We start from the raw sequence: 16,081 nt of genomic DNA, 5'->3' as shown, positions 1-16,081 counted from the left end.
ACACACATTGATGAAGAAAATTGGAATTACAGGACAAAACGGATTCGTAGGTTCCCACCTTTATAATACGCTGGGTCTTACGCCGGATATGTTTGAAAGAGTAGATTTCCAGAAAGATTTTTTTGAGGACGAGGAAAAACTGGACGCCTTTGTTGCGCAGTGCGACGTGATCGTACATCTGGCCGCCATGAACCGTCATCCAGATCCGGAATTTATATACAGTACCAATGTTTCGCTGGCGCAGCGCCTTGCAGATTCTCTGCAGCGCACCGGCTCCAAGGCACATGTGCTGTTTTCCTCCTCTTCCCAAGAGGAGAGGGACAACCTGTACGGCAAATCGAAAAAAGAGGGCAGAAAACTGCTTGCAGACTGGGCCAATACGAACGGGGGAACCTTCACCGGAATGATTATTCCGAACGTTTTCGGACCGTTTGGGCAGCCCAACTATAACTCCTTTGTGGCTACATTCTGTCATAAGTTAACGCATAACGAAACACCAACCATTGATGTGGACGGTGAGGTGAAGCTTATTTATGTGGGCGAACTTGTGCAGGAAATTTTAGATCAGATCGCATCAGGCACCACCTCTGAAGAATATATTGTTCCCTCTACAAAAACAATCAAGGTTTCGGAAGTTCTGCAGAAGCTTGAGGAGTACAGAACACTTTACTTTGAAGGCGGTGAAATTCCGAAACTGGAAACAGCCTTTGATTATCAGCTTTTCAATACCTACCGTTCCTATATAGACCACAAAACCCATTATCCTGTAAAATTTACACAGCACACCGATCCCCGTGGCGCATTTGTAGAGGTGATCAGACTTGGAATTGGCGGACAGTGCTCGTTTTCAACCACTGTACCCGGGATTACGCGTGGTAACCATTTTCACACACGGAAAATTGAAAGGTTTGCAGTTATAAAAGGAAAAGCTTTAATTCAGCTGAGAAAAATTGACAGCGACGAAGTTATGGATTTCTATCTGGATGGCAGCGAGCCCGCTTATGTAGATATGCCCATCTGGTATACACACAATATAAAGAACATAGGCAACGAGGAACTTTATACCATTTTCTGGATCAATGAACCGTTTGATCCCGTAGACGCAGATACGTACTTCCTGGAGGTATGATTTCACACAGATTACCGCAAATTTTCATTTTGATTTTCGCGGATGGCCAATATATAACTGCTGAGAATTAATTTATAGAATTATGGATGAAGAAGAAATGTCTTATCTGATTAGGGATTGTATATTTTTGGAAGTGTGATTTCACGCAGATTGCCGCAAATTAGGCAGCAGATTTTCGCGGATGCTTTGATAAAACTGACTTGAGTGCAAGTTTTTAAAATATGAATGAAAACGAAATTTCATATATAATTAGAGGTTGTATATTTAAAGTTTATAATGCAGTTGGTCCCGGATAGCTGGAATCAGCGTATGAGAAAGCACTTGCTTTTGAGCTGGAAAATGCGGGGTTAAAAATAATGATGCAGGTGGGGTTGCCGTTTCAGTATGAAACAATAATTCTGGAGGTAGGGTATAGGATAGATATTTTAGTAGAAGATAAAGTAATCATAGAAATCAAATCAGTTGAGGCATTAACCGATGTTCATTTCAAGCAGCTTACAACCTATCTGAAACTATCCGGAAAAAAGTTAGGATTATTAGTTAATTTTAACACCTCAAAAATCGACACTTCAATAAAAAGAATTGTCAATAATTTATAGAAAAATTGAACTGAATAAATCTGCGCTCACCTGCGGAATAAATCTGTGAGGATCAGCGAGAAAAATAAGAGTGTCTTTGGAACTGGCTGCGTAGTTTCACGCAGATTGCGCGGATTATTAAAGCAGATTTTCGCTAATGGACATGACTGATATTATTTAGTAACTAGAATTATCTCACTACCTATTTAAGACGTTACGCGAAAAAGTTAGGAATATTGGTTAATTTTAACACTTAAAAAATCGACACTTCAATAAATAGAATTGTCAATAATTTATAAAAATTACAACTGAATAAATCTGCGTTGATTTGCGCAAGCAATCTGCGGGAATCAGCGAGAAACAAACAATAATGAAGAAACTAAAAGTAATGACGGTGGTGGGGACCCGTCCGGAAATCATAAGATTATCCCGCGTCCTTATGGCCCTCGACAATTCTGAAGCTATTGAGCATATCATCGTACACACAGGACAGAATTATGACTACGAGCTTAACCAGATTTTCTTTGATGATTTAGGCCTCCGTAAGCCTGATTACTTTCTGGAAGCCGCGGGCAAAACAGCCACCGAAACCATAGGAAATATACTTATTAAGATTGATCCTTTGCTGGAAGAAGTGGCCCCGGATGCTTTTTTGGTTTTGGGTGATACCAATTCCTGCCTCTGTGCCATTCCTGCCAAGAAGAGACAAATCCCGATCTTCCATATGGAAGCAGGGAACCGCTGCTTCGACCAGCGCGTGCCGGAGGAAACCAACCGCAAAATTGTTGACCACACCGCCGATATCAACTTAACTTACAGCGATATCGCCAGAGAATACTTACTGAGGGAAGGATTACCGGCCGACCGTATCATTAAGACGGGGTCGCCCATGTTTGAGGTGCTGAACCACTACCTGCCTAAGATAGAAGCCTCTGCAGTACTTGATAAACTGGAATTGGAAGAAGGAAAGTATTTTGTCATATCCTCGCACCGTGAGGAGAATATCAATTCAGAGAAAAACTTCCGCGGACTGATGGACTCGCTGAATGCCATTGCTGAAACTTACGGCTATCCGGTAATCGTATCCACACACCCGCGCACCAAGAATATGATCGATAAAATGAAGCTGGAAATGCATCCGCTCATCCAGTTATTGAAGCCTCTGGGTTTCCATGATTATAACGCGCTTCAGAAAAGATCCTTCGCTGTTCTTTCCGACTCGGGTACTATTTCCGAGGAATCTTCTATCCTTAACTTCCGCGCGCTTAACATCCGTCAGGCACACGAAAGACCGGAAGCCATGGAGGAAGCCAGCGTCATGATGGTGGGGCTTTCGCCGGAGCGCATCCTGCAGGGCATCATACAGTTACAGACACAGGTCGTTGGTTCAAGAAATACGCATACCACCAACCACCAATCACCAACCACCAATCACCAACCACCAATCACCAGTCACCAGTCACCAACCCCCAATTTCCGTCCCGTTGCCGACTATTCCATGCCGAACGTTTCGGAAAAGATGGTCAGGATCATCCTTAGTTATACCGATTATGTGAATAGGGTAGTTTGGAGTAAATAATCCATTTCAAAGCAATTACAGTAACAAAACACAAGAAGAGAAAAAATGAATATACTTCAGTTAATAGGCAGGGAACACGAACTTTTTAAAGAAGATATTTCCGCCCATTCCGGTGAACTGGAACAGGCCGTTTCCGGCAGCAGATTCCTGGTTTTAGGAGGTGCCGGATCAATCGGACAGGCTGTGACCAAGGAAATCTTCAAAAGGAATCCGCTTAAGCTTCACGTAGTAGACATCAGTGAGAACAATATGGTGGAACTGGTGCGTGACCTCCGGAGTACCCACGGCTATATTGACGGTGATTTCCAGACTTTTGCGCTGGACATAGGATCTGTGGAATATGACGCCTTCTGGAATGCTGACGGCGGATACGATTATGTCCTGAACCTGTCAGCACTGAAGCATGTAAGAAGTGAGAAAGATCCTTACACCATGATGCGGATGATTGACGTGAATGTATTCAATACGGAAAAGACCATCAGGCAGTCAGTGGAAAAAGGGGTGAAGAAGTATTTCTGTGTCTCCACCGATAAAGCGGCCAATCCAGCCAATATGATGGGTGCCTCTAAAAGAATAATGGAGATGTATCTGATGAAACTTTCTGCAGAAATCAATATCTCTACCGCACGTTTTGCCAATGTTGCGTTTTCCGACGGATCATTGCTTCACGGTTTCAACCAGCGTATCCAGAAAAGGCAGCCCATCGTGGCGCCAAACGATATTAAGAGATATTTCGTAACACCCCAGGAATCAGGCGAACTATGCCTGATGTCTACCATTTTTGGTGAAAACCGCGATATCTTCTTTCCAAAACTCAGTGAGAACCTGCACCTCATCACCTTCTCGGATATCGCGACACGCTATCTGGCAGAATTGGGTTACACGCCTTATCTGTGCAGTTCTGAGGACGAAGCGCGTGAGTTGGTGCATACCCTTCCCGCCCAGGGACAGTGGCCCTGTCTGTTTACAGCCAGCGATACTACAGGTGAAAAGGATTTCGAGGAGTTCTTCACCGACCGCGAGGAGCTGGACATGGACCGTTTCCCTAATTTAGGAATTGTAAAAAACGAGCCGCTTTACGACCGCGAGCTTATCAATCATTTTACAGCCACAATCAAGAATATGAAAGATAAAGCTGCCTGGACAAAAGATGAGATCGTTCAGCTTTTCTTTACCATGATTCCGGATTTCGGTTATGTGGAAAAGGGAAAGTACCTGGATTCAAAAATGTAATCAATTTATTCCTGGTACCCCCAACTAATAGCCAAAATTAATTCATGCAGAACAGCAGCAGGCAAATAAAGATCGGAGGAATGATCTCCTACTTTACCATTGCCTTTTCCATAATAGCCGGCCTTATCTATACCCCCTGGATGATTTCCATCATCGGCCAGGCAGATTTTGGGCTGTATACACTGGCCACTTCACTGGTTACTATGGTTACCATTGACTTAGGGCTTTCTGCGGCAGTTACCCGTTTTGTGTCCAAGTATAAGGCACAGAATGATACCCACGGTATTTCCAGATTCATGGGTATTGCTTACAAACTTTTTATTGGCCTGGCAGTCATCTTCCTTTTGCTGCTTACCGTAATGTACTTTAATGTAGAGCATATTTTTGTTAAGCTTAATCCGGATGAATTAGGAAAAGTTAAGGTTCTTTTGGCGGTAGCGGGACTTTATTCGGTCATTTCCTTCCCATTTCAACCTTTGGACGGTTTACTGTTCTCCGGCGAATGGTTTATTTTCCATAAAATTACCGGTCTTGTCCATAAAGTTTTAAATATTGTCCTGATGGTAGGCGCACTGATAATGGGCTACGGACTATATTCTCTGGTGGTAGTTAACGCGGGCCTGGGAATTCTGCTGATTATCTGGAAACTTTATTTCCTGAAGAAAAAGGATTGGACGCCTATCAACTGGAAGGGATTTGACTCTGTATTAGTGAAAGAGATATTTTCTTTCTCACTTTGGGTGATGGTGATTTCCATTGCGCAAAGGCTCATCCTAAATATTACCCCTAGTGTGCTGGGCATGACGTCTGGCAGTAAAGAAATCGCCATATTTTCAGCAGCGATGACCATTGAGGGTTATGTCTGGACATTTGCGACTGTATTTGGAAGTATGTTTCTACCAAAAGTAGCTCAGATCATCTATAAAGATGATGGCGGTCCGGAAGCAATTCAGGAACTCATGATCAAGGTAGGCAGAATTCAGTTTATTATGCTGGGCGCTATCGTATCTATATTCCTGGTGGCGGGTAAGGGGTTCTTTCTGAACTGGCTTGGTGCTGATTTTGAGCGATCCTATCTGGTTGCGGTATTTCTTATACTGCCGGGATTACTTACGATACCACAGGAAATTGCATCCACTGCATTAGTCGCTTCCAACAAAGTTAAGTTTAATGCCTATTCCAAAATCATTATTGCTGCAGTTTCTGTAGTTTTATCTTATTTACTTTCACTTAGGTTCGGATCTACCGGGGCCGGATTTGCGATTTTTATTGGGAATATTGTCGGTGGCGTAATTGTGATGAATATTATTTACGTTCGGGTATTGAAAATCAATATCTGGAAATTTTTTAAACAGTGCCAAGTCAAAATGGCATTACCATTTATATTAGTAGTTTTTATTGGATTAGCTTTAAACTATTTTTTTCCTTCCATATCATGGACCGCTACAATTGTTAAATCAGTTGTTTTGGGATTAATATATTGTTTTGCAGCCTATTTCTTAGCTTTGAATAACTATGAGAAAGACCTTGTTTTGGGCGTAATTAAAAGAAAGATACAATGATGAATACAGATTTTAACGTACCTGTTTTGCTTATAGGTTTTAACCGGCCGGATGTAATGCGCCAGTCGTTTGAATATATTCGGAATGCACGGCCTGCAAAGCTTTACGTGGCAATCGATGGTGCCCGGGACTATAAAATGGGGGAGGACCAACTCGTTACTGCCGTAAAGGAGATCGTATCTAAAGTGGACTGGGAATGTGAAACCCATTACAGGTTTAATGATCAGAACCGTGGTGCAGAATTAACAATATCCTCTGCTGTGTCCTGGGTTCTGGAAAATGAGGAATTCGTTATCGTTTTGGAAGACGACATTATTGCACCCATGTCATTTTTAAAGTTTGCGCAGGATATGCTGCTCCGCTACAGAAACAGCAATGAAGTTTATATGATAAGCAGCTGTCAGACCACCCCAATTGATATGCCGAATAATGAAGATTATCTCTTCGGGATTTACGGACATATTTGGGGTTGGGCTACCTGGAAAAGAGCCTGGAACCGCTTCGATTTAAACGTAGATGATTTCGATAAGTATCTAAATAACGAGGAACTTTCAAAACTGACCCAGAATGAAGAGGAAAAAAAGTTATGGCGTTCTACCTTAAAAGAAATGAAAAAAAGAGGTGCCGGTAAAAATACCTGGGATATCTGCTGGAGCTATATCCGGTTTAAAGAAAACGGCTTATCTATAATACCAAAGGTGCATCTGTCCTCAAACATTGGTGCGGAAGGTCTTCACAGTAAGGGCCAGACCGCCGAACATTACAGGCCTTTTGATGCTAACTTCACCGCAAAGATTCACCCAAAGGAAGTTGCGCGGAACCTCAATTACGATAACTATCATTTTAATAACCATATTAACCGGCGTCCCAACATCGTTCAGCGTGCGGTCGGTAAAATTCTAAGAACACTCAAACTCAATTAGTATGTACAAAATCCCGCTTTTCGACCTTAACTTCGACGAAAAAGAAGAACAGGCTGCCCTGGAAACCATTCAGTCCAAATGGATCTCTACCGGTCCAAAGACTGCCGCTTTCGAGGCGAAGTTTGCCGGTATGCTTTCTGTAAAGCATGCCATCGCACTGTCCAACTGTACCGTAAGTCTGCATCTTGCACTAAAACTTGTGGGCGTGGAGGCTGGTGATGAGGTCATCTGTCCTTCGCTTACCTTTGTGGCCACCGTAAATGCCATCCGCTATGTAAACGCTGTACCTGTTTTTGGCGATGTGGTGAGCTATGAAAATCCTACGATCTCTGCCGAAGACATCAGAAAAAAAATTACACCTAAAACCAAAGCCATCATCGTAATGCATTATGGCGGATTTGCCTGCGATATGGACACCATAATGGCCATTGCCAAAGAGCATGACCTGAAGGTGATTGAAGATGCCTGCCACGGACCGTTGGCCGAGTATAAACGCCGTAAGCTGGGTACAATCGGCGATGTGGGCTGTTTCAGTTTCTTCTCCAACAAGAATATCAGCACAGGTGAGGGCGGTATGCTGATTACCAATAACGATGATTATGCTGCCCGCACCAAACTGCTGAGATCTCACGGAATGACTTCCATGTCTTACGAAAGAGCAAAAGGTCACTCAACGGCTTATGACGTAGTCGAACTTGGTTATAATTACAGGATGGACGATATCCATTCGTCAATTGGTATTGTGCAGCTGGATAAGATTCAGGCCGACCTGGAGAAAAGGGCAGAAGTAAGGACAGCGTACCTGAACGCCCTGAATGATGTATCGGGAATCATTATACCGTTTGCAGATTACACCGATTTTAACTCCAATTATATCTTCCCGATCGTACTTACTGACGGCGATGCCGAAAGAAGGGATGCCATACGCGCACAGCTGGCTGAAGCAGGTATTCAGACCAGTATGCATTACCCTGCAGTACACCATTTTTCCATCTATCAGGAATTTGCCAGCGAATTGCCGGTAACCGATTTTTTGGTCGACCACCTTATCACTCTGCCTATGTACTCCAAACTTACAGTAGAGCAGGTAAACTATATTTCGGAAACACTTAAGAAACTTATCTGATGAAGGATAATATCCTTGTTTTTGGGGGCGGAACCCTGCAGTGCTCCATTATCAACCGCATTAAACTGGCGGGATATACCAGCATCGTAATCGATCCCGATCCGAATGCACCCGGAAAAGAACTGGCAGATGTTTTCATCCCGGTGGGCGGTCAGGATTATGACGCCACTCTGGACCTTGCAAAACAGTACCGGCTAAAGGGGTTAGTTACCGCAGCTACGGACAAGCCCATCCTGATGATGTGCCGGATTGCGGAAGAACTGGACCTGCCTTTTCCATCGTACCAAAGCTGCGACACGGTACTGGACAAGGCTAAATTCAAGGAATTTCTTAAGGAAAACAACCTGCCGCACGCCAAAGGTCAGATGTTTACCGGTGAGGTTGATGTTAAAGGTTTAGATTTTACCTTTCCCGTAATTACAAAACCGGTGGTCAATTCAGGCAGCCGTGGCGTCATCAAAGCTCACAATAAAGAAGAGCTGGCGCTGGCCATTAAAGAAACACTGCAGCATTCCCGTGATGGCAATTACCTTATTGAGGAATATATCGAAGGTGATGAGATCAGCGTGGAAGCCTTGGTACAGCACGGTAAAGTGCATATCCTGCAGCTTACCGACAAAATTGTGACGCCACCGCCGTATAATGTGGAATTGGGTCATATCCAACCTTCCCGCTTTATGGAGTTGAAGCCTGAAATCGAAGCCCTGATCCAGAAAATTGTTGATTATAGCGGATTGAACAACTGTGCCTTACATCCTGAACTGAAAATTAACAGTGGTAAAGTAACGGTGATTGAGATCGGACCCCGCCTGGGCGGCGATTTTATCACCTCAGATTTGGTACCTTTGTCCACAGGAGTAAGTATTGAAGATCAGCTTCTGCGTATCGCTACCGGGCGTGATATTGAATTTACGCGGAAAGAGGCAGCGGCAATGGTGTCTTTCTTTGATTTTGGAGAAAGATTTACAGTAAAAAATGCTCTGGACAAGGAACTGATTCTAAAGGATTTTCCAGGCATTACCTCTCTGCATTTAGATAAGAAAATAGGAGAAGAAACCAACAGGATCACTGACAGTCTAAACAGATATGGACATCTGATTTTGACAGGTACTCATCGTGATAATCTGTCGGAGCAGAAAGATAAAATTACTGCTCTTATTGATCAGTGCTTATTCGGCAATTAAAAAAAACACAACTATGTTAAAAGGAGAAAAAGTAATACTTCGGCCTCTAAAAATAGAGGATTTAGATAAAACCCATGAGTGGCGTAATAATCTGGAACTGGTTAAGCTGACACAGGGAATCCGCTTTCCAAAAACAAAGGAAATGGATCGGGAATGGTTTGATTACGTGCTTAATGATAAAAGTAACAGAAATATTTATCTGGGAATTGATGAAATTGAATCAGGTGAATTTTCTGGAATTATATCACTCAATACTATCGATTGGATTTCTGGTACCTGTACTTACGGTTTGATTGTAGGCGATAATGAGAAGCAGGGTAAGGGTTATACTAAAGAGGCGGCTAAGCTTCTGTTTAGATATGCCTTTAATGTCCTGAACCTTAGGAAAATTCAGGCACAAATAATAGCTATTAACAGACCCGCAATTATACTTCACAAATTAATGGGTGGGTTTAAGCAGGAAGCTCTGTTTAAGGAGCATATATATGCAGACGGGAAATATGAGGACATGGTTATTATGGCCTTATTGAAGAATGACTTTAAATAAAAACAGCAGCTCAGAAAACTGCCGGTTCAAAGCTGCGATTAATTATGCAATACAAAGAATGGTAGTTGAAACAGAGCAAAAATACTAATATGGAAAATTTAACCTATTCGGAAATATTGCAACAGAATGTGGCATTAAGAAAAAATCTGGAAGCGAATCCAGGTTATAAAATTTCAGTCCTGTCCAACATTATCGTTCATCAACTGAAGGAGATAATGGAGTATGATTTACGGTTGGAAAAAATTAATGCTTCGCTGGAATTTGGCGATTTCGATAATATTGTTCAGGACAGTGCAAAAGTAGAAGATTCAAATGCTGTCGTAATATTTTGGGAGCTCTGTAATTTGGTTGAAGGCTTATATCTGAAAATTGAACAATTGACTGAGGAACGCCTTGAAGAACTGGTGCAGAAAACCTGTTTGGAAATAGATTTGACATTCAGAAACTTAAAAAGTTCTTCCCTGGTAATATTCCATAAGTTTACACCTTCAGTATTTTCATTCCAAGCAGTACCAAACAGTAATTTGGAAGTGTTAGCGGATAGATTAAACAGTTTTGTAGTTGAAAATAAGCCGGATAATGTCATCCTTGTGAATATTGAAAAGGTATTTAATAAAATCGGTCTGAACAGAAGTGTTAATTTTAGACATTTTTACTCATCACAGGCGCTCTATAGTATTGATTTTTTTAAAAATTACGCACAACTTGTAAAACCAATTTTCACAGCGGCAAACGGTAAAACGAAGAAGGCACTGATCTTTGACTGTGATAACACACTTTGGAGAGGGATCCTTGGTGAAGATGGTTTTGAGAAGATTCAAATGTCTGCCCATTTTAGTCCAGGTGTAATATTTCACGAAATACAGAGTCTCGCAGTAGCACTTAGCCGAAAGGGTGTATTAATAGGCTTATGCAGTAAGAATAATCCGGGCGATGTGGATCAGGTGGTGCAAGAGCATCCTGACATGCTGATCAGAGAGGAAATAATTACAATTAAAAAGGTCAATTGGACTGATAAAGCGATGAATCTTCGGCAAATCGCTTCTGACCTTAATATAGGTTTGGACAGTATTGTATTTGTAGATGACTCCTCTTTTGAAACCAATTTAATAAAAGAACAAATCCCTGAAATTACAGTACTCCAGGTACCTGAGAAAATCTATGAATATCCGGATATGCTGCGCTCTAATTTGGGCTTGTTCTTTAACAACAATGTAACACAGGAGGATTTACTTAAAGCAAAAATTTATAAAGAGCAGTCAGAAAGGGAAGATTCAAAAAAGAGTTTCTCAAAGATAGAAGATTATTTAACATCATTGGATTTAAGTGTTAAAATCTTTAAAGATGATAGAGAACTTATACCAAGAATGTCACAACTTACCCAAAAGACAAACCAATTTAACCTGACTACAAAGCGATATACTGATATCGATATCCAAGGCTTTGTTGCATCCGGCGATTATGCGGTTTACGCCTGGTCTGTTTCCGATAAATTTGGTGATAACGGTCTTACAGGTCTTAGTATTGTGGATTTAACCAAAGAACTGCTCCATATTGATACCTTCCTGATGAGTTGCAGAATAATAGGCCGAAATATTGAATATAAAGTGATGGATTACATCATACGTGATCTCAGAAATACGAACTATGGTTCAATTTCAGCCATTTATACAGCAACACCAAAGAACATGCAAGTTGCAGAATTTTATGAAAACTGCTCTTTTGATAAGGAGAATGGGAGTGACGGAGCGTACAAATTAAACTTAGATAACTACAGGGAAAGTAATATTAATTATATTAAAATAGAAAATGGAAACAAGAATTAAAAATGTAATGGCCTCAGTGTTTGAGATGCCTGCTGAACAAATAAACGCCGAGTCATCCCCGGATAATATCGAAAACTGGGATTCGCTAAAGCACTTAAATTTAGTAGTCGCTTTGGAGGAGGAGTTTGATATTGAGTTTGATGATGATGAAGCTCTGGAATTGATGAGCTTTTCCTCAATCTACGACCTGGTCAAAGCAAAGGCGTGAGCAACAGCAGTAAATGAGATTAATCGGAATCAAAATCTTTTTAAGTAATAGGAGATGAATTATAGCGAAAAATATAAATTCAGTGATTTTACCCTTAGTAATTACTGCCGATTACTATCTCTTGGGTTAGCAAATTATGAATTCCGGTCATTTGATCAGGAATATGTACCAAGATCAATACTTTTACGGCATGATTTGGAATTTTCGATCCCTATCGCGGTGCGAATGGCGGAAATTGAGGCCGAGTTGGGTATTAAATCAACCTATTTTATCCAGCTGCACAGCGAATGGTATAATCTGCTGGAAAGAAGAAGTTTTGAAGGGATTAAGCAAATTCAAAGCCTTGGGCATCAGTTAGGTCTTCACTTCGACAGTCGCTTCTGGAACATTACCGATGAATCGCAACTGGACAAAGCTATTGAATTCGATAAAGAGATTTTGGAGAAGTATTTCGACACAGAACTGAAAGCATTTTCATTTCATAACAATACTGATTTTACCCTTTCCTGCCGCAAGGAGAAATATGGTGGACTTCTGAATGTGTATTCTGATTATTTTAGAGGCAAGTATGCATATAATGCGGACTCTCTTGGTCACTGGCGTTTTGAAAGGATGGAAGACCGCCTGACAGAGGCTAAGGAATTAGCACTGCAACTTCTGTTTCACGACGGCATGTGGCAGGAGGAAGTGCTGCCGCCGCGCCAGCGTGTATTTAAAGTAATAGATGACCGTGCAAAATGGATGAAAGAAACATACGACATTCACCTGGCTGCCATCGGTCAGAAGAATATTGACTGGGATGGCGATATAAACGGTAACGACTGAGTAAAAAAACACAAACAGAAATGACAGTAAAAAAAATAAGCCTGGAGCAAATACTGAATGCTCTTCAAGCAGTTAGTCCAACTGTTCACGGTCCTGTGGAAGATGTGTTCGCAGATCATATTGCAGACCCAAAAAAAACGACAGCTACGACGCTTGATTGGGTGAACTCCATTAAAACTAATAAACAGGAAATCGCCGAGGGTACGCCCGCAAAAGTGATTCTGGCAGACGCTGAAGTAGTATACAGTGATGCTATGAAGGCTGCCGGGAAAACCCTTATTATAGTGCCTAATCCCAAGATGGCTTTTTCCCTGGTAGCTAACGAGTTTTTTGTGGAAAAGGAAGAGCCGGGTATTCATCCGACGGCAGTTATCCATCCCGAAGCCGAAATTGGTCCAGACGTTTATATCGGGCCTTACGTTCATATCGGCAAAGCAAAAATCGGTAAGGGTACTGTAATTTCTGCCTATGTGAGAATTTATGATAAGGTGACGATCGGTGAAAACTGTTTCTTCAAGGAAGGTGCTGTAATAGGGGGCGCCGGTTTCGGTTATGAGAAAGACAGCCAGGGCAACCGTTTCCGTTTTCCTCAGATTGGCGGTGTGATCATAGGTAACTACGTGGAAGTGGGCGGGAATACCTGCATAGATCGCGGCGCATTATCTGACACCGTTATAGGCGATCATACCAAAATTGATAACCTCTGTCACATTTCGCATAATGTGGATTTGGGCAGGAACGTAATGGTCATCGCCTGCTCAGAGATCTCCGGCTCCTGTGTCCTGGGGGATGATGTTTGGGTAGGTCCCAATACCTCCATCCGCGATCACCGCAAGGTGGGAGCGGGCGCACTTTTGGGCATGGGCTCGGTAGTGGTAAAAGATGTTCCTGCCGATGAGGTTTGGACAGGCAATCCCGCAAAACTGTTAAACAGGTAGTATGGCGGGTAAAATTAAGGTCGCCATGATCTGTTCCTTTTCCAACCCGATGGTAAGGAAACATTATTCCACAAAGGTAAATCCGCTGTTGCGCTACATTCTGGCTAAAAAAGGCCAGTCCACCAACGAGAATATAGATTCGGCGGTCTGGAACACCAACGCGATCCGGGAGTTCGAGAAAATTGAAGAGGTGGAACTTCACGTCATTACTCCGGTACGCTATCTCTCTGAAAAAGAAGTGCAGTTTACAATAAACGGCATCCATTACCATTTCTTCCGGGAAGAGAACAGCGGACTCATCAGCCAGATTTACTATCAGCTTGTCACCAAACATAAATCCCTGTTTCCCGGTAACCGCAGTTATATTAAGAAGTATATCCGCAAGATCAAACCGGACATCGTGCACGTGATCGGTGCGGAGAATCCCCAGTATTCCCTGGGTCTGCTGGATGTACCTGAAAATATACCCACTATACTGCAGCTGCAGGCTTTGCTGGAAAGGCTGGTCCCTGTAACTCAGGAACCTCTGGAGAAAGTTAGTTTTGCTTATAAAGGAAGACTGGAAAGACAACTGATTCAGCGGGCAGATTATATAGGAACGGAGGTTAAGGAATTCCGGGATTATATACTTAGTGAAATCAAGCCGGACGTCCGTTTTCTCAATATATCCATAGCCATGGGTAAGGATATTGACCTTAGTGAAACAGAAAAGCGCTACGATTTTGTTTATTTCGCAGCTGGAATAAATAAGGCCGGTGATGATGCGCTGAAAGCTTTTGCCATCGCCCAGAAAAAACATCCTCAAATTACGCTGCATTTTGTTGGTGGTTATGACGCCGCCTTCCGCAAAGAACTGGATGATATTATTGAAGCCAATGGACTTCGGGAAAATGTTACCTTTGCAGGCAGGTTACCTACGCTGGACGATGTGATTACAGAAATACGCAAAGCCAAATATGCGCTGCTGCCTCTAAAAATGGATTTTGTACCAAATACCATTCGTGAAGCCATGAGCAACGGGCTGCCCGTAATTACAACGGTTACAGAAGGTGGTACCACAGAACTTAACAGAGAAAGCGAGACGGTTCTGCTGAGTGCACAGGGAGATTACGGCGCGATGGCTGCTAATATAGACCGTTTACTAGCAGAACCGGAACTGCCAGAAACGCTGAAAGGCAATGCCGCGAAACTGGAAGCGCAGCAAACCAATAATTATGAGATGATGCTAAAGTGGACTGAAGCTTATAAGCGCATTAAACGTGACGTAAATGAGTATTAATTTTATAATCTTTCCTCTTATTATTCTTCTGGGATTATTTCTGGGAGCCGCTGACAGTGCCAGAAACAGAAAGACCTTTATCATCCTTGTCAGTTTTATACTTCTTCTGGAAACCTCCCTTCGCAGCTTAAGTGTGGGTTCTGATACCATGAATTATTACGATATTTATAATGACGTGCAGGGCAAATCGTGGGGTATGATATGGGATGAATTTATTGGGAGGTATTTCTACAACACCAACGAAAGTGATATTGGCTATTGGATCTTTCAAAAAATGATAAGTATGGTCGCAATAAACTGGCAGATGTTTGTCTTTATTGCCAACCTGTTCTTTTTTGTACCGCTGGGCAGATTAATGTACCGATACAGCAGCAGTATGACAGAACTTGTATTTGCGTACATTCTGTATGTAGCAATGTTTCACATTATTTCGCTCTCCGGCGGCCGCCAGTTATATGCCATTGGTTTGAGCATAATGGCCTATATGTCTATGACGGAAAGAAAATATAAAATGGCCTTGCTTTATATTTTTCTGGGCATGTTTATTCACATGACTGCCCTGTTATTTCTTTTGCCTTTACTGCTAAGCAGAATAAATCCTAAATATCTCAAAACAATACACTTGTTTTCTTTTGCGATGGTTCCTGTCGTGCTTATTTTTACCAATCAAATTATAGTGCTCATGGGATCAAGCATTGGGGTTGATAAATATGCCAACTATGGGATGAGTGAAGTGCAGGGGGGGGCCACCACATTTATGTCCCTCCTGCTGCTGGTGTCACTTTTTTGTTATTTAACAATTAAAAAGACGGAACTGCAAAACAGCCGTGCGTTGGCAAATATTTACCTAATGCTGCCCTTATTCACCTTTTTTGGGCCGCTTATTTATTCCAACGGGTCCATGATCCGCATCAGCATGTATTTTCATCTCTATATAATGCTGTTGATCCCTTTGGCCGTAAACAGATATACTAAAGGCTTTCCACGGACTGTAACTTACAGTGTACTGATCATTGCTGTTATGGCATTAGCTCTTCGGGATGGAGGTCTTATCTATTATTTTTATTGGGAAGAGCCTCATTTGCTGTACAATTTAGGTTAGATCTTTTAACCTGTACAGGACATGGTACAAACCAGACTATTG

Annotated in this window: 15 protein-coding genes; all 15 read left to right on the top strand. The window is 42.1% G+C overall.

The genetic code is table 11. The features are described from left to right. Positions 1 to 10: 10 nt before the first annotated feature. The 15 genes from H1R16_RS04185 (at position 11) to H1R16_RS04115 (ending at position 16,039) form a co-directional block, all read left to right on the top strand. Positions 11 to 1,129, top strand: coding sequence for a polysaccharide biosynthesis C-terminal domain-containing protein (locus H1R16_RS04185; protein ID WP_181887558.1), 1,119 nt, complete (start codon positions 11 to 13; stop codon positions 1,127 to 1,129). Positions 1,130 to 1,425: 296 nt separating this feature from the next. Then, on the top strand, positions 1,426 to 1,728 hold the full coding sequence (locus H1R16_RS04180; RefSeq protein ID WP_318028044.1) for a GxxExxY protein: 303 nt from the start codon (positions 1,426 to 1,428) through the stop codon (positions 1,726 to 1,728). A 349-nt stretch (positions 1,729 to 2,077) separates the two neighbouring features. Then, the gene (gene wecB, locus H1R16_RS04175; RefSeq protein ID WP_181887557.1) at positions 2,078 to 3,286 is read left to right on the top strand and encodes a non-hydrolyzing UDP-N-acetylglucosamine 2-epimerase; all 1,209 of its coding nucleotides are present in this window, start codon (positions 2,078 to 2,080) and stop codon (positions 3,284 to 3,286) included. Between the two features lie 45 nt (positions 3,287 to 3,331). Then, positions 3,332 to 4,519, top strand: coding sequence for a UDP-N-acetylglucosamine 4,6-dehydratase (locus H1R16_RS04170; protein WP_181887556.1), 1,188 nt, complete (start codon positions 3,332 to 3,334; stop codon positions 4,517 to 4,519). A gap of 44 nt (positions 4,520 to 4,563) precedes the next feature. Next, positions 4,564 to 6,081, top strand: a complete 1,518-nt coding sequence (locus H1R16_RS04165; RefSeq protein ID WP_181887555.1) for a lipopolysaccharide biosynthesis protein — start codon at positions 4,564 to 4,566, stop codon at positions 6,079 to 6,081. After that, positions 6,078 to 7,004, top strand: coding sequence for a glycosyl transferase (locus tag H1R16_RS04160; protein ID WP_181887554.1), 927 nt, complete (start codon positions 6,078 to 6,080; stop codon positions 7,002 to 7,004). Before H1R16_RS04165 ends, H1R16_RS04160 begins: the two co-directional genes overlap by 4 nt. 1 nt (position 7,005) lies before the next feature. Continuing rightward, complete coding sequence (locus tag H1R16_RS04155; RefSeq protein ID WP_181887553.1) at positions 7,006 to 8,130, top strand: DegT/DnrJ/EryC1/StrS family aminotransferase; 1,125 nt, start codon at positions 7,006 to 7,008, stop codon at positions 8,128 to 8,130. Further along, the gene (locus H1R16_RS04150) at positions 8,130 to 9,314 is read left to right on the top strand and encodes an ATP-grasp domain-containing protein (RefSeq protein WP_181887552.1); all 1,185 of its coding nucleotides are present in this window, start codon (positions 8,130 to 8,132) and stop codon (positions 9,312 to 9,314) included. Before H1R16_RS04155 ends, H1R16_RS04150 begins: the two co-directional genes overlap by 1 nt. Positions 9,315 to 9,327: 13 nt before the next feature. Beyond that, on the top strand, positions 9,328 to 9,861 hold the full coding sequence (locus H1R16_RS04145) for a GNAT family N-acetyltransferase (protein ID WP_181887551.1): 534 nt from the start codon (positions 9,328 to 9,330) through the stop codon (positions 9,859 to 9,861). 89 nt (positions 9,862 to 9,950) lie between these two features. Further along, entirely contained in the window at positions 9,951 to 11,687 is a 1,737-nt protein-coding gene (locus H1R16_RS04140; RefSeq protein WP_181887550.1) for an HAD-IIIC family phosphatase, read from the top strand. Beyond that, complete coding sequence (locus H1R16_RS04135; RefSeq protein ID WP_181887549.1) at positions 11,671 to 11,895, top strand: acyl carrier protein; 225 nt, start codon at positions 11,671 to 11,673, stop codon at positions 11,893 to 11,895. The genes H1R16_RS04140 and H1R16_RS04135 overlap by 17 nt, the downstream gene beginning before the upstream one ends. A gap of 225 nt (positions 11,896 to 12,120) precedes the next feature. Then, on the top strand, positions 12,121 to 12,720 hold the full coding sequence (locus H1R16_RS04130; protein WP_182035791.1) for a polysaccharide deacetylase family protein: 600 nt from the start codon (positions 12,121 to 12,123) through the stop codon (positions 12,718 to 12,720). Positions 12,721 to 12,740: 20 nt separating this feature from the next. After that, positions 12,741 to 13,658, top strand: coding sequence for a UDP-3-O-(3-hydroxymyristoyl)glucosamine N-acyltransferase (locus H1R16_RS04125; protein WP_181887547.1), 918 nt, complete (start codon positions 12,741 to 12,743; stop codon positions 13,656 to 13,658). A 1-nt stretch (position 13,659) separates the two neighbouring features. Then, on the top strand, positions 13,660 to 14,937 hold the full coding sequence (locus H1R16_RS04120) for a glycosyltransferase (RefSeq protein ID WP_181887546.1): 1,278 nt from the start codon (positions 13,660 to 13,662) through the stop codon (positions 14,935 to 14,937). After that, the gene (locus H1R16_RS04115) at positions 14,927 to 16,039 is read left to right on the top strand and encodes an EpsG family protein (RefSeq protein WP_181887545.1); all 1,113 of its coding nucleotides are present in this window, start codon (positions 14,927 to 14,929) and stop codon (positions 16,037 to 16,039) included. Before H1R16_RS04120 ends, H1R16_RS04115 begins: the two co-directional genes overlap by 11 nt. Positions 16,040 to 16,081 lie beyond the last annotated feature (42 nt).

Origin of the sequence: Marnyiella aurantia (assembly GCF_014041915.1) — a bacterium.
GTDB lineage: Bacteria > Bacteroidota > Bacteroidia > Flavobacteriales > Weeksellaceae > Marnyiella > Marnyiella aurantia.
The sequence above is the reverse complement of the archived record's forward strand: the minus strand, read 5'-3'. Positions and strand labels throughout refer to the sequence as shown.